Source organism: Cupriavidus sp. 01T418 (genome assembly GCF_056398885.1).
The window spans coordinates 14,770-34,195 of the sequence record NZ_JBFTQG010000016.1; the positions used below are offsets into that span (position 1 = coordinate 14,770).

10 protein-coding genes are annotated in these 19,426 nt (G+C 67.4%); 7 read left to right on the plus strand and 3 right to left on the minus strand.

Annotated features, from left to right (window positions below; translation table 11 throughout):
- Positions 1–7 precede the first annotated feature (7 nt).
- Complete coding sequence (cqsA, locus tag AC1DQ3_RS17360; protein WP_477121402.1) at positions 8–1,336, plus strand: alpha-hydroxyketone-type quorum-sensing autoinducer synthase; 1,329 nt, start codon at positions 8–10, stop codon at positions 1,334–1,336.
- Positions 1,337–1,369: 33 nt separating this feature from the next.
- Here cqsA and AC1DQ3_RS17365 read toward each other — a convergent pair whose 3' ends face one another.
- Both AC1DQ3_RS17365 and ribA read right to left on the minus strand, forming a co-directional pair.
- Positions 1,370–2,719, minus strand: a complete 1,350-nt coding sequence (locus AC1DQ3_RS17365; RefSeq protein WP_477121403.1) for a sensor histidine kinase — start codon at positions 2,717–2,719, stop codon at positions 1,370–1,372.
- A 129-nt stretch (positions 2,720–2,848) separates the two neighbouring features.
- A complete protein-coding gene (gene ribA / locus AC1DQ3_RS17370; RefSeq protein WP_045238727.1) occupies positions 2,849–3,445 on the minus strand; it encodes a GTP cyclohydrolase II in 597 nt (198 codons plus the stop codon).
- Positions 3,446–4,167: 722 nt separating this feature from the next.
- Between ribA and AC1DQ3_RS17375 the strand changes: the two genes are divergently transcribed.
- Together AC1DQ3_RS17375 and AC1DQ3_RS17380 are read left to right on the plus strand one after the other, a co-directional pair.
- Positions 4,168–4,320, plus strand: coding sequence for a hypothetical protein (locus AC1DQ3_RS17375; protein ID WP_477121404.1), 153 nt, complete (start codon positions 4,168–4,170; stop codon positions 4,318–4,320).
- Positions 4,321–4,471: 151 nt separating this feature from the next.
- Positions 4,472–7,042, plus strand: coding sequence for a glycogen/starch/alpha-glucan phosphorylase (locus tag AC1DQ3_RS17380; protein WP_477121405.1), 2,571 nt, complete (start codon positions 4,472–4,474; stop codon positions 7,040–7,042).
- 50 nt (positions 7,043–7,092) lie between these two features.
- Here AC1DQ3_RS17380 and AC1DQ3_RS17385 read toward each other — a convergent pair whose 3' ends face one another.
- A complete protein-coding gene (locus AC1DQ3_RS17385) occupies positions 7,093–8,478 on the minus strand; it encodes a sigma-54-dependent transcriptional regulator (protein WP_477121406.1) in 1,386 nt (461 codons plus the stop codon).
- 327 nt (positions 8,479–8,805) lie between these two features.
- On the opposite strand from AC1DQ3_RS17385, the gene AC1DQ3_RS17390 reads away from it, so the two are divergent.
- From AC1DQ3_RS17390 to glgB, 4 genes are all read left to right on the plus strand, one after another.
- Positions 8,806–9,840: a sigma-54 interaction domain-containing protein gene (locus AC1DQ3_RS17390; RefSeq protein ID WP_477121407.1), complete on the plus strand. Its 1,035-nt coding sequence runs from the start codon at positions 8,806–8,808 to the stop codon at positions 9,838–9,840.
- A 544-nt stretch (positions 9,841–10,384) separates the two neighbouring features.
- Positions 10,385–13,642, plus strand: a complete 3,258-nt coding sequence (locus AC1DQ3_RS17395) for a maltotransferase domain-containing protein (protein WP_477121408.1) — start codon at positions 10,385–10,387, stop codon at positions 13,640–13,642.
- Positions 13,639–17,109, plus strand: coding sequence for a putative maltokinase (locus tag AC1DQ3_RS17400; RefSeq protein ID WP_477121409.1), 3,471 nt, complete (start codon positions 13,639–13,641; stop codon positions 17,107–17,109). The genes AC1DQ3_RS17395 and AC1DQ3_RS17400 overlap by 4 nt, the downstream gene beginning before the upstream one ends.
- A gap of 88 nt (positions 17,110–17,197) precedes the next feature.
- Positions 17,198–19,405, plus strand: coding sequence for a 1,4-alpha-glucan branching protein GlgB (gene glgB, locus AC1DQ3_RS17405; RefSeq protein WP_477121491.1), 2,208 nt, complete (start codon positions 17,198–17,200; stop codon positions 19,403–19,405).
- The last annotated feature ends 21 nt before the right edge of the window (positions 19,406–19,426 follow it).

Consider the following 19,426-nt stretch of genomic DNA (forward strand, 5'->3'; position numbering starts at 1 on the left):
GAATGTAATGATCAATGTGAACTCGGGTCGCCTGCAAACCAACCGTACCTCCCACGCGGCCTCCGCCGCGGTGGCCGCCTGGCCGGAATTCGTCACCACGCGCGTCGCGGGGCACGAGGTGGAGCGGGTACAGAAGCGTTGGGGCGGCAGCCATTTGCTGCACGGCCGGCAACCCGGGCCTGACGCCGTGCATTTTTCCAGCAACGATTATCTTTGCCTGCTTGGCGAGGACAAGCTGGTCAGGGCCCAGACGGCCGCGATGCGCGGGCCGGAGAGCGAATTGCTGATGTCGGCGGTGTTCCAGTATGGGGACAATCCCACCAGCCGGCTCGAGCGCAAGCTGGCGGCATTCAGCGGCGCGGAGGACAGCATCCTGTGCCAGTCGGGCTGGGCGGCCAATGTGGGCCTGCTGCAGAGCATTGCCAATGAACGCACGCCGGTCTATCTCGACATGCTGGCCCATATGTCCCTGTGGGAAGGCGCCCACGCAGCGCGTGCCCGGGCCGTGCCCTTCATGCACAACGACGCGGAACACGCTGAGCGCCAGATCCGCAAGGATGGTCCCGGCATCATCGTGGTGGATTCGGTCTACAGCACCAATGGCAGTCTTTGCCCGCTGGCGGATTTCGTGGAGGTGGCCGAGCGCACGGGCAGCGTGATCGTGGTCGACGAATCGCACTCGCTGGGCACCCATGGCCCGGCCGGCGCCGGGCTGGTCGCGCAACTCGGCCTTTCGCGCCGGGTTCATTTCCAGACCGCCAGCCTGGCCAAGGCTTTCGGCGGCCGTGCCGGGCTGGTAACCTGCCCGACCTCGTTCAAGGGCTATTTCGCTGCGGAATCGCGCCCGGCCATCTTCAGTTCGGGTCTGCTTCACCACGAACTGGCCTGGTTCGACGCCGCCGCGGATTTCATCGCCGAGGCGGACGAACGCCGTACACAGTTGCACGCGGTATCGGCCCAGGTGCGCAGCGCGCTGTCTGGTCTGGGCTACAACGTCTCGGCGGGTTCGGAGCAGATCATCGCGCTGGAGTCCGGCACCGAGGAGCAAACCCTGGTGCTGCGCAATGCCCTGCAGTCACGCGGCATCTTCGGCGCCGTGTTCTGCGCGCCGGCCACGGCGCGCGACCGGGCCCTGATGCGGCTGACCATGCACGCCTGCCTCACCGCCGTGGAGATCGATCGGCTGATCCAGGTCTGCGCGGAAATCCGCGACGAGGTGAACCTGGCGGGCTGGCGCTCCACCCAGCGCAAGCCCCGCGCGGCCCTGCCGCAGCCGCCCCTGACCCGGCACACCGTGCTGCACGAGGCGCTCGAAGCATTGCACGGCACGGCCTGAGCGGCCGCACGGCCGCGCGGCGACGCGCGGGTTTCAGCTAGCCGCGCCGGCGTTACCGTGGCGCGGCATGGCGGGCGGAAACTCCAGCACGAACTCCGTGTACTCGTGCTCGACCGAGCTGCAGTGGATACGGCCATCCCAGGCTTCGAGCGTCTCCCTGCAGAAGGCCAGGCCAATGCCCGTCCCCTCGTTGCGAGGATAGGTATGGAACCGCTTGAAGATGGACGATAGCTCGCGCTCCGGCACGCCGGTGCCGGTGTCGCGGAAGATCAGGCGGTTGCGTCGGGTGCCATGCTCCATGCGCAGCCGGATTTCGCCGTGGCCTGCCCGCGCCAGCGCATGCAGGGCGTTCTTGATCAGGTTGAACAGCACCATCACCATCAGCTTCTGGTCGGCGTGGATCGGGAAATCCATCGCCAGGTCGGCATGCACCAGTTCGCGCTGTCCCGGTTCGAAGGGATAGCGCGCCAGCGCCTCTTCGATCGCTTCGCCCAGCCGGAAATGCTCGCCGGGCCCCTGCCCGGCCTTGACCTTCGCGTTGACCAGCAGCACATCGATGCCGTGGTTCATGCGGTCGACTTCCAGCTGGATGCGCGGCAACGCGTCCTTGAGCAAACCGAAATGCGCGCGCGGCAGGTTCAATGAGTTCTCCGGCGTCTCGTTTTCCTCGTAGAAGCGGATCAGGCCTGGCAGGTAGCGGCCCATGCCGAGCGCGGTCGAGCCAATGCTGCGGATGGGCGTGCGTAGTTCGTGGGCAACGGTGCCCAGTGCAATGGCCATGCCGTCGAGCTTTTCCTGGATCAGGATGCGCTGGTCGATCTTCAGGACGGCAATGGTGCAGATGGTGAAGCCGATGATCGGCAGCTCGGTCGGCCAGTTCACCTGCAGCAGCGTGACCGGCGGCGGCGTGACGTAGTTGTAGACTAGCCACGCCGCCGCCGTGCCCAACGCCAGCGAACTGGCGCCACCCAGCCAGCCACTGAAGTTGAACAGGATGATGACGGCAATCACGAGCGACTGGGACCAGACCAGGTTCCCGTGATTCATCAGATACATGTAGACGAAGAAAAACGACAGCGCGTACGTCAACGTCATCAAAAAATGCGCAGGAAGCCACTTTTTGTCCCGCAGATCGCCGGTCACAATCAACGGCAGGCACATCACCATCGCCACCAGCCGCAAGGTCAGGCTTTCATACGGCTGCGGAAAAACGAATTTCCAGACCACGTAGAAGGTCGGAAACCCGATAAAGGCCAGCCAGCCCAGTAGCCGGATGCGCTTGACCTGCGCCGGTTGGCGGATGTCCAGATGGACTTCCCTGGCAAGTACCCGGCGCAGGCGCATCGCGCTTTCGCCGCAACTGCGTTGAATCTGGGCAAGCATGTTGAGAACCGGCTAGTGGCTGGATGATGGCGTCGATACGAAAGTGTAGCCGGATAACCTGGTTATCTTCTCGATTTTGTGCGCTTTTAGTTGCTCAGGCGCGTCTGCGGGCCAGCCTTGGCCTTCCGCTTAGTCGAGCAGATGCCCCATCCGCTCGCGCTTGGTCTCCAGGTACTTCTCGTTCTCGGCATTGGACGGCACGATATGGCGCATCTGCTCCACCACCGTAATGCCGGCTGCCTCCAGGGCCTGCTTCTTCTTGGGGTTGTTGCTCATCAGCCGGATCGACTTGACGCCCCACTGGTGCAGCAGGTCGGCGGCGAAGGCGTAATTGCGGCTATCGATTTCCTGGCCCAGCGCCAGGTTGGCGTCGACCGTGTCGAGCCCGCCATCCTGCAGCGCATAGGCGCGGATCTTGTGGCCCAGTCCAATGCCGCGCCCTTCCTGGCCGCGCAGGTAGAGCAGGATGCCGCGGCCTTCCTCGGCGATTTTCTTCATGGCCAGGTCGAGTTGCTCGCCGCAGTCGCAGCGGCAAGAGCCGAAGACGTCGCCGGTCAGGCACTCGGAATGCAGGCGGGTCAGCACGGCTTCGCCGGTGATATCGCCGACGCTCAACGCCAGGTGTTCGGTGCCCGAAACGGCACCCTTGAAGGCGTGGGCGGTAAATTCGCCAAAGCGGGTCGGCAGGCGGGCGGAGCCGATCAGCTGGATCTCTGTGTCAGTCATATCAGTGGGGGTTTGGCGCCGGCCTTGGCGGCACGGCATCGCGGCGCTTTGCAGCGTCTAGCCCGCTACGGTAGCACGAGCGGGGCCGGATCGCAGGCGGCGCGTGATTCGGCCCCCGGAAGTCTTCCTTGGACCCCTGGCTGGCAAGCCCGCTCCACGCAGCGCGCCGCTCAAAAGACAAGCATACCGCTGTCCGGGCGAGGCCGCCGCCGGCCGGCTCAGCCCAGCTCCAAACCCGCCGTCCCTTTGAAGCCCTGTCCCACGCGTGGGCACGGCTTTTGCCGCATCTTTCCCGTCCCGGTCGCCGCATGGGCACCGGCGGACCGGCCTGGTTGCGTGCCGTCGCCCGCAAACTGCCGCCGGCAGAGAGAAGCGCAGTGTCTTGCATGACAAGGGGAGCATTGTCGAGCAAACGCTACATGCAGAATCTACCGGTCGGACTCCGGATTTTCCTATAGTTCTTACCGGCGAGCCCGAGCAACTACTGGAGACCAGACCGACAGCCCGCTCTCCGCTCCAGGGAGAGGAGCAGATGCAACGCTCGCCAGCGTACAGCACAGGCCGGCTTCGATCGCCACGTGGTCAAGCCGGTCGACCTGGAAGCGCTCTCGCGCATCCTGGACGAACCTGGGGGAGCCGCCTGCGCGATGCCCCGCCTTTGCCAACCGACCGCGGCCCGGGCCCACTCCGGACCGGCCGCGCTCCCGAACCCGGAGAGAAGCATGCAGATCCACTTCCATATCACGCCCGAGCCCGACCAGGCACCGCCCTCGCCGGAGGTGCCACCGCCCGAGGTACCCGACCCGGAGCCGCCGACGCCAGTCAAGGACCCGCCTCCCGGCGACCTGCCCCCGCCTGCGCCCCAGCGCGCGTAAAAGGCCGGTGTGGCGTCAAGGAGATGCGCGCACGCGAGTCAAGAACGCAATCCGGGTACCTGCCAGGCTGAAACTTGTCTAGGCTCAGAGACGTGGCGGTGCCGCGCCCGGCCCGGCACCGCCCGAGACCGATGCCACCAGGAGGATCCCGATGACGGCAGATTCCGAGCCGAATGTCGCGCCACCCGTGCCGCCTGCCCCGCACCCCGGACACGACACCCGCACCGCAATGTCCAGCGCCACCATCCGGCGCGCCTTTCTCGATCATGTGTTCTACACGCAGGGCAAGCTCCCGGGGCTGGCCAGTGGCAACGATCTTTACCAGGCCCTGGCCCACACGGTGCGCGACCGGCTGGTGCAGCGCTGGATCAGCACGGCCGAGGCCTATCTTGGCCAGCCCTCGCGTACCGTGGCCTACCTTTCCGCGGAGTTCCTGATGGGTCCGCACCTGGGCAATAACCTGATCAACCTGGGCATTTGCGACGAAGTGCGGGAAGCCATGGCGGAACTTGGCCTGGACCTGGACGAAATTCTCGCGCAGGAGGAAGAGCCGGGCCTGGGCAACGGCGGCCTGGGCCGGCTGGCGGCCTGCTTCATCGATTCGCTCGCCACCCTGGAGACGCCGGCACTGGGCTACGGCATCCGTTACGAATACGGCATCTTTCACCAGTCCATCGTCGACGGCATACAGGTGGAGAGCACCGACACCTGGCTGCGCAACGGCAATCCATGGGAGATCCAGCGCTCCGAATGGGCCGTCCAGGTCAAGCTGGGCGGGCACACCGAACGCTATACCGACGACCGCGGGCACTACCGCGTGCGCTGGGTGCCGGACAAGACCGTGGTGGGCATTCCCTTCGACTCGCCGATCCTCGGCTACCGCGTGAATACCGTGAACACCCTGCGCCTGTGGCGCGCGGAGGCCACCGAGGCGTTCGATTTCAATGTGTTCAACCGGGGCGACTACCTCGGCGCGGTCAGCAAGAAGGTGACCTCGGAAAACCTGACCAAGGTGCTTTACCCGAACGACGAGACTTTGCAGGGGAAAGAGCTGCGGCTGGAGCAACAGTATTTCTTCGTCGCGTGCTCGCTGCAGGACATGCTGCGCCTGATGGACACGCACGACATTGCACTCACGCGTTTCCACGAGAAGTTCGCGGTGCAACTCAACGACACCCATCCCTCGATCGGCATCGCCGAGCTGATGCGCCTGCTGGTGGACGACCACGACGTGCCGTGGGACCAGGCCTGGGATATCACCCGAAGCGCCTTTGCCTACACCAACCACACGCTGCTGCCCGAGGCGCTGGAGAGCTGGCCGCTGCCGCTGTTTGCGCGCATCCTGCCGCGCCACCTGGAGATCATCTACGAGATCAACGCGCGCTTCCTGGATGAGGTGCGCATCCGTTTCTACGGCGACGAATCGCGCCTGGCGCGCCTGTCGCTGATCGACGAGAGCGGCCCGCGCTACGTGCGCATGGCCCATCTTGCCTGCGTCGGCAGCCATGCCATCAATGGGGTGGCCGAACTGCACTCCCGCCTGATGCAGCAAGACGTGCTGAAGGACTTCTACGAGATGTGGCCAGAGAAGTTCACCTGCGTTACCAACGGGGTCACGCCGCGGCGCTGGGTCGCGCTGGCCAACCCGCGGCTTGCCAGGCTGGCCTGCGACGCCATCGGCGACGGCTGGATACGCGATCTCTCGGGGCTGCGGGCGCTCGAGCCCTATGCCGACGATGCCGCCTTCCGCCACCAATGGCAAGCGGTCAAGCGTGCCAACAAGGTGGACCTGGCACGCCTGATCCGCAACTGCACCGGCGTGGTGGTCGATCCCGACTCGATGTTCGACGTCATGGTCAAGCGCATCCACGAGTACAAGCGGCAACATCTGGCCGTATTGCATATCGTTGCGCTCTACCATCGCATCAAGTCCGACCCGCATGCCGACATCGTGCCGCGCACCTTCCTGTTTGCAGGCAAGGCCGCGCCCGGCTACCACTACGCCAAGCTGATGATCCGCTTCATTACCGCGGTGGCCGAAGTGATCAACCGCGACCCGCAGGTGCGCGACCGGCTCAAGGTGGCGTTCCTGCCGAACTTCAACGTGAGCCACGGACAGCGCATCTACCCCGCCGCCGATCTCTCCGAACAGATCTCGCTGGCGGGCAAGGAAGCCTCCGGCACCGGCAATATGAAGCTCGCCATGAACGGCGCCATCACCATCGGTACCATGGACGGCGCCAATATCGAGCTGCGCGAGCACATTGGCGCCGATAATTTCTTCCCGTTCGGCCTGACCGCGTCGGAGGTCTATGCACTCAAGTCGGCCGGCTACCGGCCGGGCACGATCTACGATGGCAACGCCGAATTGCGCGCGGTGATCGGGCTGGCGCAGCAAGGTTTTTTCGCCAAGGGCGACGCGGCCGTGTTCCAGCCGCTGTTCGACAGTCTGCTTCAGCACGATCCCTACCTGCTGCTGGCGGACTTCGCCTCCTACCTGCACTGCCAGCAGGACGTCAGCGCCGCGTTTGCCGACCGGGAGCGCTGGCAGCGCATGTCGGTGCTGTCGTCGGCGCGCTCCGGGTATTTTTCGTCCGACCGCGCCATTCAGGAGTATTGCTCACGGATCTGGCACGTCAACCCGGTGCCGGTACCCTTGCTGCACCAGTCGGGTGACACGTTCGCCGCGCACCGCCGGCGCCGGCGGCTCATCCATGCATGACGGCATGCCAGGCGTCGCGTACTGGTACAGCACAGCGCCGTGGTGCCGCTTCAAGTGGCGCTCGCGCCATTGGCGCGCAGCCGCTCGGGCAACTCGCCTCTCGAGGTATATTCCTCCAGGCGGTTATACAAGGTCTTCAGGCTGATGCCGAGTATCTCGGCGGCGTGCTTCTTCACGCCGGAGCACTGCTCCAGCGTGGCAAAGATCAACTGGCGGTCGGCATCGGCCAGGGACATCCCCACTGGCACCGACACCATGGCGGTGCCAGCCGAGGTCGCGGCCGTTACTTGCAGCGGCACGTGCGCCTCGGAAATCAGGTCCTGGTCGGCCATGATGTAGGCCCGCTGCACGAAATTGCGCAGCTCGCGCACATTGCCGGGCCATGCATGCAGCAAGAGGCTGTCGAGCAGCTCCGGGGCAAAACGGCGCTGGGTGCCGTGCTCGCCGTTCATCTGTTCCAGCAGCGTATTGGCGATCTGCACCACATCATCGCCCCGCGCGCGCAGCGGCGGCAATTCGATCGGGAATACATTGAGACGGTGATAGAGGTCGGCGCGCAGCTTGCCGTCGGCCACCGCTTCCTCCGGATTGCGGTTGGTGGCCGCCACCACGCGCACATCGGCGTGCAGTTCTCGGTTGGTGCCGACCCGCATGAATGCGCCGGACTCCAGCACGCGCAGCAGCTTGACCTGCAGTTCGACCGGCATCTCGGTGATTTCGTCGAGAAATAGCGTGCCGCCGTCGGCCCGCTCGAAGTAGCCCTTGTGCTGGCGCTCGGCGCCCGTGAAGCTGCCGCGCTCGTGGCCGAACATCTCGGACTCGATCAGCGTGGGGGAAATGGCGCCGCAATTGACGGCCAGGAAGGGCTGGCGCCGGCGCGCCGAGAGCTCGTGCAGGGACTGCGCGGCCAGCTCCTTGCCGGTCCCGCTCTCGCCCACCAGCAGCACGGTGGCCTCGGTGGGCGCGACCTTGCTGAGCTGGTCGTAGACCACCTGCATGGCCTCCGAACTCCCGAGCAGCCTGCCGAAACGGCCGTAGCGGCGCAGCTCGCCGCGCAGCGAATGGATCTCCTCCTTGAGGTCACCGGTGGTGGCGATGCGCTTCAGGATGGTGCGCAGCCGCGTTACGTTGATCGGCTTGACGAGGTAATCGGTGGCGCCGAGGCGCAGGGCATCCACCGCGGATTCCACGCTGGCGTAGCCGGTCATCAGGATCACTTCGACCCCGGCGTTGCCGACCTCGTTGAACAGGTCCATGCCGCTGCCGTCGGGCAGCTTCAGGTCCGCCAGCACGACATTGGGCACCTGCCAGCCGATTTGCAGACAGGCTTCGCGCAGATCGCCGGCGGTGGCGGAGCTGAAGCCTTCGGCCGCCACGATTTCCGATAGTGCGGCACAGGTATTTTCATCGTCATCGACGATAAGGATGTGAGGCATATATTCCAGTCGGCCGGACGTATCGTCCTCCACCATCGGCGCAGGCCACGGCAAGCACAAGCCCAGACCCTATGTCAGAGCAGCATGCGGCGATGATGCGTCACGGCGCGAGGGGTGAATCAGGGGATACATCCCATTCTATGCAGCCGCCAGAGGCAGCGGTACCGGAATCTGTCTGACAACGCGGCGATGCGCGCCGGGCGGGCTCAAAACAGTGGCCTCTCGCCATTGCAAGCGATAGGATTAGCCTGAATGCGTCCTCTTGGCGGCGAGTTGCCGCCCGCCCGCCGGCCGGTCTCGCCGAAGGCGAGGCGCACCCCCTGATCCTTGCCAATGACAAGCACAAGCCGCAATCCACGCGCCACGCCAACCCCTCCTGCCGCGCCTGTCGGCGACGCGCCGCGCCCCGGCGTTGTCCAGGGCCCCTCGGCCCTGTTGTGGCAAAGCGCTTCGCCCGTCATGCAGCAACTGCTGGCGCAGATCGACCGCGTGGCCGCCACCGAAGTCACGATGCTGGCGGTCGGCGAGAGCGGCACCGGCAAGGAACTGGTGGCGCGTGCCGTGCACGACCGGGGGGCCCGCCGGGCCGGGCCGTTCGTCGCGGTCAACTGCGGCGCGATTCCCGCCACGCTGATCGAGTCCGAATTATTTGGCCACGAGAAAGGCGGGTTCACTGGCGCCATACAGCAGAAGGCCGGGTATTTCGAGCAGGCCCGCGGCGGCACGCTCTTCCTCGACGAAGTCACGGAGATGGCGCCCGACATGCAGATCAAGCTGCTGCGGGTGCTGGAAACGCACACCTTCCAGCGCGTGGGCGGCGACACCCAGATCGTCTGCGACGTGCGGATTCTCGCCGCCACCAATCGTGACCCGATCGAAGCGGTACGCGCCGGCCAACTGCGTGAAGATCTGCTCTACCGGCTCGCCGTGTTCCCCTTGCATATTCCGCCGCTGCGCGAGCGCGGCGAGGACATCACCCGACTTGCCAGGCATTTCCTGGCGGAATTCAATGCCAAGGAAGGCATCGAGAAGACCTTCTCCTCCACCGCGCTGGAGCGCCTGCGCCATTACGGCTGGCCCGGCAACGTGCGCGAACTCAAGAACACCATCTACCGCGCCTTTATCCTGGCGGACCGCGTCATCGATATCACCAACCCCAATGTCGCCAGCCAGCCGCCCCGCCCCGCTACGCAGGACGGCTTCGTCAACGTGCGCATCGGCACCTCGCTGGCCGACGCGCAGCGCGAGATCATCCTGGCCACGCTGGCGCGTTTCGACGGCGACAAGCGGCAGGCAGCGCGCTGCCTGGGTATCAGCCTCAAGACACTCTACAACCGGCTCGACGCCTATCGCGCGAGTTGATCCGTCCTGCAGCGAGGCGAGCATTGCTGCGTTGCAGCCTGCCGTCCACTTGCTTTCCATCGCGCACTCGCGCGCTACGGCGGAACAGTGCCGATTCCTTCCTTGTCTCCCTTCAAGCACCCGCCCGCCTGAAGCGAAACGCGCCGCCTGGTCTGCGTGCGCGTTTCTGCCAGAACTGCCGCCGCCCCACTATAGTTTTTACACGGCCTACCCGCGCGCGCGCTGTAAGCCTCGCCTGATGCACTTGCCGCGTTCCGCCGCGCGGCCTTGGCAATCGTGGCGATCCGGGTCCCCCGCGAGTGCGCGCGCCACGCCTGGCACGCGCTTCGCGTAGCACAAAAAGCGCAAGGTCCTGCCGCTCCGGCGGCGCGCGGGGTCGTGCCAGCACTGTGGCACCCGACCATCACTCTTCATCACCGCTATCCGCCGATGGATATGGCTATGGCTATGGATACGGATATCGAAGGAGTTCCATCTTGAACCCGAGCATGCTATCTGTCGCCGCCGAGGCGATTGCACTGGCGAGAACAGGCGGGAAAACAACGTGCGAATCTGCCAGATAGACCTGTCCGCCACCCAGCTTGACGGCGCCCCCGGCGCCGAGGTGCTGGCCCGCGCCGCGGCGCTTGGCTTCGACCATGTCCTGCTGGCAGGCTGGCCGGTCCTGCACGCACAGGGTGCGGCGCTGGCGCAGGCCGTGGCGGCCTGCGGCGCGCACGGCCTGTCCTGCCTGCTGGAGCTTGCCCTGGACCGCTATCCCGAAGGCAGCGCCGGCCTGGATCCCGGCTGGCGCGAGCCCGCCGGCCTGGCCGCCGATCCGCGCGACACCGACAACCACCTGCCGGGCGTGCGCCTGCGCTGGCACGATCCGCATACCGCGTCGGCACTGGTGCCATGGTGGGGCGAGCGCCTGCGCCTGCCGGTGGGGGCCGGCATTGCCGGCTTCGTCTGCCGCGCGCCGGCGCGCGTCGGCGGGCAGCACTGGGCCCAACTGATTGCCGGTGCCCGCCATGCCGCGCCTGGCCGGAGGCTGGCTTTCCTGGCGTGGACCCCTGGCCTGGCGCCCGCGCAACTTGACGACCTCGCGCGGGGCGGCTTCGACGGCGCCTTCTGCTCGCTGCCGTGGTGGGATTACCGCAGCGCCTGGCTCACCGATGAAATCGCTCGCCTGCGCCCCTTCGGTGCCGTCCTGGCCGCGCCGGCGCTGGAAGCAGCGGGCACCGACGCGCTGGTTGCGCGGCGCGCCCTCTGGGCCGCCGCCGCGATTGGCGACGGCCTGCTGGCGCCGGCCGGATTCGAGGCCGGCGGCGACGGCGAGACCGCGCCGCCCTACGATCTCTCCCACGAAGTGATCCACGCCAACGCCTGGCTGGCGGCGCGCGGCAGCGCGCCGGTGCGCAGCCTGCGGCTGGTGAACGGCGGCAACTCGTCGCTCACGGTGCTCGCGCGCACGGCCGGCGCCGCCGGCGAGGACGCCACGGCGCTGGCCATCGTGATCAATCCCGATACCCGGGAGGCCGCCACCCTCGGGGCAGACCGCATCCTGGCCGCGCTGCCCCAGGGGGTGGGCGCACTGCTGCCGGCCGAGGGCGGCCCTGGTCGCGCGGAACAAGACGGCACCGTGCTCGACGCCATGGCCAATATTGCGCTGGCACCTGCCGGCATCCAGTTTTACCACCCGGTGCCCAGTGCTGCGCAGGCCGCGCCCGCGCAGCGCGACGACAAGCGCATTGCCGCTGCCGTGCGTGCCACGCTGGAAAAAAGCGTGGCCGCCGCGCTGAAGGCACCGCGCATCGCCATCGAGAATGTGACGCCGGCCTGCGATGCAGGGCGTTTCGCGGTACGCCGCGTGGCCGGCGAGCGGGTGGAGGTGGAAGCCGATATCTGGATGGACGGCCATGACAAGCTGGCCGCGGTGTTGCTGTGGCGCGGCCCCGGCGAGCAGGAGTGGCAGCAGTCTGCGCTGGAGCCCGGCGTCAACGACCGCTGGAGCGGCAGTTTCCCCCTGCGCGGGATGGGCCGCCACGAGTTCACGGTGGAAGCCTGGCGCGACACATTCGCCAGCTGGTGCGACGAAGTCGGCAAGAAGAAGCAGGCCGGCATCGACGTGACGCTGGAGATCGAGGAAGGCTCGCGCCTGGTGGCGGCGGCGGTGGACACGGCACCCACCGACGATGCCGAGGTGCACGCCATCGCCGCCGAGCTGGAAGCCGCGCGCGGCAATCCCGGCGGCGATGTGCACCGGCTGGAACTGCTGTTGTCGCCGCGCACCCGCGCCGCCATGCGGGCCGCCGACCCGCGCCCGTTCGCCACGCGCCACCCGGTGGTGCTGCCAGTGGAAGCGGACCGGCTCGCGGCGCGCTTTGCCAGCTGGTATGAGCTGTTCCCGCGCTCGCAGAGCGGCGACACGCAGCGCCACGGCACTTTCGACGACGTCATCGCGCGGCTGCCGGCCATCCGCGCCATGGGCTTCGACGTGCTCTACCTGCCGCCCATCCATCCCATTGGCCGCACCCATCGCAAGGGCCGCAACAACAGCCTGCGCGCCAACCCCGGCGAGCCCGGCAGCCCCTATGCCATCGGCGGGGAAGAAGGTGGCCACGATGCGATCCACCCGGAGCTGGGCACGTTCGACGACTTTCGCCGGCTGCGCGAAGCGGCCGCGGCCGAGGGCCTGGAGCTGGCGCTCGACTTCGCCATCCAGTGCTCGCCCGACCATCCCTGGCTGCGCGAGCATCCGGCGTGGTTCGCGCACCGGCCCGACGGCTCGCTGCGCTACGCGGAAAACCCGCCCAAGAAATACGAGGATATCGTCAACGTCGATTTCTACTGCAAGCCACCTGCGGACGCCGCGCTGTGGCTGGCGCTGCGCGATGTGGTGGTGTTCTGGGCCGAGCAGGGCGTGCGCATCTTCCGCGTGGACAACCCGCACACCAAGCCGCTGCCGTTCTGGGAATGGATGATCGCCGACGTGCGCTCTCGCTTTCCCGACGCGCTGTTCCTCGCCGAGGCCTTCACACGGCCCAAGATGATGGCGCGCCTGGCCAAGCTCGGCTTCAACCAGTCGTATACGTACTTCACCTGGCGCAATCACAAGCGCGAGTTGACGGAGTACATGACCGAACTGACGCAAGGTCCGCTGCGCGAGTATTTCCGGCCGCATTTCTTCGTCAACACGCCGGACATCAATCCCTACTTCCTGCATGACAGCGGCCGGCCGGGGTTCCTGATACGCGCCGCGCTGGCTACCCTGCTGTCGGGGCTGTGGGGCATGTACAGCGGCTTCGAGCTCTGCGAAGGTACGCCGCTAATGAAGGACGGCGTGCCCAAGGAAGAGTATCTCGACTCCGAGAAGTACCAGTTGCGCGCGTGGGACTGGCAGCAACCCGGCAACATCATTGCCGAGATCTCGCGGCTGAACGCGATCCGCGCCAGCCACCCGGCGCTGCAGAACCACCTTGGCCTGCGCTTTTATCACGCCAGCGACGACGCGGTGCTGTACTTCGCCCGCTTCGTGCCACGCGTGTCCGGGCCGGCTGGCAGTGCCGAGCGCGCCGCCAGCTTCGGCGACGACGTGCTGCTGGCGGCGATCAGCCTGGACCCCCGCGCCGTGCGCGAGTCCGCGATCGAACTGCCGCTGTGGGAATGGGGCCTGCCCGACCACGGCGCGCTGGAAGCCGAAGACCTGATGCAGGGTCCCCGCTTTACCTGGCGGGGCAAGAACCAGCGTATCCGGCTCGACCCGCACATCCTGCCGTTCGCCCTGTGGCGCGTGCAGCCGCTGCGCGAGGAGCCGGCATGAAACGCCTGACCGAACCGTGGAGCGCCGCCCTGCTCAACGCCGACCCGCTCTGGTACAAGGACGCGGTAATCTACCAGTTGCACATCAAGTCCTTCTACGACGGCAACGGCGATGGCGTAGGCGACTTTGCCGGCCTGTCGGCCAAGCTCGACTACCTCGTCAACCTGGGAATCGACACCGTCTGGCTGCTGCCGTTCTATCCCTCGCCGCGGCGCGACGACGGCTACGATATCGCCGACTACCGCAGCGTCCATCCCGACTACGGCACGCTGGGCGAGGCGCGCCGCTTTATCGCCGCGGCGCATGCGCGCGGCCTGCGCGTGATCACCGAACTGGTCATCAACCACACCTCGGACCAGCACCCTTGGTTCCAGCGCGCGCGCCGTGCCAAGCCCGCCTCGGCGGCGCGCAACTATTACGTCTGGTCCGACACCGACCAGACCTATGCCGGCACGCGCATCATCTTCTGCGACACCGAGAAATCCAACTGGAGCTGGGACCCGGTGGCCGGCGCGTATTTCTGGCACCGCTTCTATTCGCACCAGCCGGATCTGAATTTCGACAATCCGCAGGTGCTGCGCGAGGTCATGTCGGTGATGCGTTTCTGGCTCGATATCGGCGTGGACGGCCTGCGGCTCGACGCGGTGCCCTACCTGGTCGAGCGCGAGGGCACCAGCAACGAGAACCTGCCCGAGACCCACGCCATCATCAAGCAGATGCGCGCGCACCTGGATGCCGAGTACAGCGGCCGCCTGCTGCTGGCCGAGGCCAATATGTGGCCCGAGGATGCCCAGCAGTACTTCGGCGGCCCGGGCGCGCCGGCCGAGTCCACCTCGCCCATCTCGCCGGTGCTCACGGGGCAGGCGCACCCCGCCGTCCCCGCCATGAGCAACGCAGGCGAGTTGAGCAACGAGGGCACCGCGGTGCTGGGCGACGAGTGCCATATGTCGTTCCACTTCCCGCTGATGCCGCGCATGTACATGGCCATCGCCCGGGAGGATCGCTTTCCCATCACAGACATCATGCGGCAGACGCCGGAGATCCCGCCCAACTGCCAGTGGGCGATCTTCCTGCGCAACCACGACGAACTGACGCTGGAAATGGTCACCAGCGCCGAGCGCGACTACCTGTGGGAGGTCTACGCCTCCGATCGCCGCGCCCGCATCAATCTCGGTATCCGGCGCCGCCTGGCGCCGTTGATGGAACGCGACCGCCGCCGCATCGAGCTGATGAACAGCCTGCTGTTCTCCCTGCCGGGCACGCCCGTGATCTATTACGGCGACGAGATCGGCATGGGCGACAACATCCACCTGGGCGACCGCGACGGCGTGCGCACGCCCATGCAGTGGTCGCCCGACCGCAACGGCGGCTTCTCCCACGCCGACCCCGAGCGCCTGGTGCTGCCGCCGCTGCAAGGCCCGCTCTACGGTTATGACGCCGTCAACGTGGAGGCACAGGCCCGCGACCCGCATTCGCTGCTCAACTGGATGCGCCGCATGCTGGCGCTGCGCCGCCAGCACCGCGCCTTCGGGCGCGGCACGCTGCGCTTCCTGTTTCCGGGCAACCGCAAGGTCCTGGCCTACCTGCGCGAGTTCGAAGGCGAGCACATCCTGTGCGTGGCCAACCTGGCGCGGGCGCCGCAGGCCGTGGAACTCGATCTCTCCGCCTTTGACGGCCGCGTGCCGGTGGAAATGATGGGCGCCACCCCCTTTCCGGCGATCGGCCAGCTCACCTACCTGCTGACGCTGCCGCCCTACGGGTTCTATTGGTTCGTGCTGAGCGAAGAAGCCCAGCCACCTTCGTGGCACGTCGATGCCCCCGAGCAAATGCCTGATCAGATTACGCTGGTGATACACAGCGCCGCCCAGCGCGAGCTGACCGAAGCCTCGCGCCGCACGCTGGCCAACGAGGTATTGCCGCACTACATCGGGCGGCGGCGCTGGTATGGCGCCAAGGGTGAGCGCATCGGCAGTGTGAAAATCGCCTACGCCATTCCGTTCGGCCTGGGCACGGCCGGCGAGGAAACCTACCTGTGCGAAATGGAGCTGTCGCTGGACAGCCACGCCGATTGCTACCAGTTGCCCGTGGGGCTGCTGTGGGACCGCGTGGACACGGGCGAAGGCGCCTCGCAGCTGGCGCATTCGCTGGCCATGGCTCGCGTGCGCAAGGGCAGCCGGGTTGGCCTGGTCACGGATGGCTTCGCCGTGGAGTGCTTTGCCCGCGAGGTGGTGCGCGCGCTGCTCGGCGGGGCCGAGCTGTCCACCCCGCGCGGCCCGATCCGCTTCCTCGGCGAACCTGGCCTGGCCGAGCTGCCCCTGGAAACGGATGAGGTCCAGTGGATGTCGGCCGAGCAATCCAACAGTTCGCTGTCCTATGGCAACTCGGCAGTGCTCAAGCTGGTGCGCCGCATCGCCGCGGGCATCCACCCCGAGGCCGAGATGACCCGCTACCTGACCATCCAGGGCTATCGCAATTCGGCCCCGCTGCTGGGCGAGGTGGTGCGCACCGGCACCGATGGCACGCCGCGCACGCTGATGCTGCTGCAGGGCTATATCCTCAACCAGGGCGATGCGTGGGGCTGGACGCTCGACTATCTCGGCCGGGCCATCGATGATGCCGTGCCGTCCGAGGACAGCGAGGCGGAGTTCGCCGAGGCCCTGACCGGGTATGCCACGGTTGCCGGTACGCTGGGCCAGCGCCTGGCGGAACTGCACGCGGTGCTGGCGCGTCCGTCCGATGATCCCGCCTTCGCGCCCGAAGCGGCCGGCGAGGCACAGGCACTGCAGTGGGCCGATGAAGCCATGGCCGAGCTGGATCGCGCCGTGACCCTGCTCGAAAAGCGCGCCGGCGAACTCGGGCGGCAGGCCCGCGACGATCGCTTCGCCGCCGATATCGACACCCTGCTCGCTGCGCGCGGACAGTTGCCACGGCTGGTGGCCCGGCTCGCCGCGGCGGCTCCCGGCAGCCTGCAGACGCGCATCCACGGCGACTTCCACCTGGGCCAGGTGCTGATCGCGCAGAACGATACCTATCTGGTCGATTTCGAAGGCGAACCGGGCCTGCCGCTGGACTGGCGCCGGCGCAAGACTTCGCCGCTGCGCGATGTGGCGGGCCTGCTGCGCTCGCTCGACTATGCCGCCGCCACGGTTGGCACAGACCGCCAGGAGCGCACCCACGCGGCCCTGCCGCCGGCCCTGGCCCAGCGCCGCGAGATGCTGCTCGACCGCTTCCGCGAGACCGCCAGCGAAGCCTTCGTGGCCGGCTACCGGCAGGTTGCCGAGGCCGCGCCGCAGCCATGGGTCCAGCCGGAGCAGACGCAAGCCTTGCTCGACCTCTTCCTGCTGGAGCGGGCCGCCTACGAGGTGGGCTACGAAGCCGCCAACCGCGTGGCGTGGATCGACCTGCCGGTCAATGGCCTGGCCCGGCTCATCCGCGAACTCACCGAGGACGGCAGTGAACCAGACTGAAAGCGTCCCGCCCCGCGACGGTCCGAAGGACAAGCGCGCCCCACCGAATACGCCTGGCTCGCGGCCCGCGATACTGCCGCCTTTGGCCATGCCGGACATGGAGGCGCTGCTGGCGGCACGCCATGCCGATCCCTTCGCCGTACTCGGGCCGCACCACGCGGCAGGCCGCACCGTGGTGCGCGCCTGCCTGCCGGGCGCGCAGGCGGCCTGGCTCGCCGGCGCCGACGGCACCCGGCTGGCCGAACTGGAGCGGCTTCACCCCGGCGGCATCTTCGCCGGAACCCTGCCCGGCTCCGCAGGCGCGCGCGACTATCGCCTGCGCATGCGCTGGCCGGACGGCAGCGAGCAGGTCAGCGCCGATCCCTACGCCTTCGGCACCTTGCTGGGTGATCTCGACCTGCACCTGATCGCCGAGGGGCGCCACTTCGAGCTGGGCCGATGCCTGGGCGCGCAGACGCAGGTCCTGGATGGCGTCGAAGGCGTGCGCTTTGCCGTGTGGGCACCCAATGCGCGGCGGGTCTCGGTGATCGGCGACTTCAACGGCTGGAACCCGGTGCGGCACCCGATGCGCCTGCGCCATGGCGCCGGCATCTGGGAACTGTTCATTCCCGGCGCGATGGGCGCGGCCCCGGGCAGCCGCTACAAGTTCGACCTGCTCGGCGCGCACGGCGAGCCGCTGCCCGACAAGGCTGACCCGGTGGCTCTGGCGACGGAGGCGCCGCCTGCCACCGCCTCGGTGGTAGCGCAGCCGGGCACGTCAGCGCCGCCGTATACCTGGAACGACCAGGCCTGGATGCGCCATCGCGCCGCCGCCGACGCGCACGCCGCGCCCATGTCCATCTACGAGATGCACGTCAGCTCCTGGCTCGCCGAGGCCAACGATCCCGTGCACGGCTGGGAGCGCCTGGCCGGCCGGCTGATTCCGTATGTGCGCGAACTGGGCTTTACCCATATCGAGCTGCTGCCAGTGATGGAGCATCCCTTTGGCGGCTCCTGGGGCTACCAGCCGCTGTCGCTGTTCGCGCCCACCGCGCGGTTGGGGCCGCCGCAGGCGTTCGCCGCCTTCGTCGACCGCTGCCACGAGGCAGGCATCGGCGTCATCCTGGACTGGGTGCCGGCGCATTTCCCTACCGACCCGCACGGGCTGGCCGAGTTCGATGGCACCGCGCTCTACGAATACCAGGACCCGCGCGAGGGCTTCCACCAGGACTGGAACACGCTGATCTATAACCTGGGCCGCAACGAAGTGCGCGGCTTCATGCTAGCCAGTGCCCTGCACTGGCTGGAGCACTACCATATCGACGGCCTGCGCGTGGATGCGGTGGCGTCGATGCTCTACCGCGACTACAGCCGCGAGGCCGGCCAGTGGGTTCCCAACCGCTTCGGCGGGCGCGAGAACCTCGAGGCCGTGGCCTTCCTGCGCGAGCTCAATACCGTGGTGCGCGAGCGCTGCCGTGGCGCCATGACCATCGCCGAGGAATCCACCGCGTGGCCCGGCGTGACCGCGCCGGTGGAGAGCGGCGGGCTTGGCTTCACCTTCAAATGGAATATGGGGTGGATGCACGACACGCTGCGCTATCTCTCCCACGATCCCGTACACCGCGTCTGGCACCACCAGGACATGACCTTCGGCATGGTCTATGCCTGGTCGGAGGCCTTCGTACTGCCGATCTCGCATGACGAAGTCGTGCATGGCAAGGGCTCGATGATCGGCAAGATGCCCGGCGACAACTGGCAGCGCTTTGCCAACCTGCGCGCCTATTACGGCTTCATGTGGACGCATCCCGGCAAGAAGCTGCTCTTCATGGGTGCGGAGTTTGCCCAGTGGCGCGAGTGGAACCACGACACCGAGCTGGACTGGTCCCTGCTGGAGCACCCCGAGCACCGCGGCATGCAGGCGCTTTTGCGCGATCTCAACCGGCTGCACCGGGAACTGCCGGCGCTGCATGCGCTGGACCACCGGCCCGAGGGCTTTGGCTGGGTGGTGGGCGACGACAGCCGCAACAGCGTGTTCGCCTACCTGCGCAGGGCTGCGCCCGGCAGCCGCGAAGTGGTGCTGGCGGTGGTCAACATGACGCCGGTGGTGCGCCCCGGCTACCGCCTGGGCGTCCCGTTCGCGGGCCGCTGGCAGGAATGCGTCAACACCGACGCTGCCTGCTATGGCGGCAGCAACGTGGGCAACGGCGGCGAAGTCCTGGCCAGCGCCACGCCCTCGCACGGCCTGCCTGCATCGCTCACGCTCACCCTCCCGCCGCTGGCCACGCTGGTCCTGCGCTTCATCCCGGAAGGAGCCTGACTTGCCCCAAGCCCTCGCCAC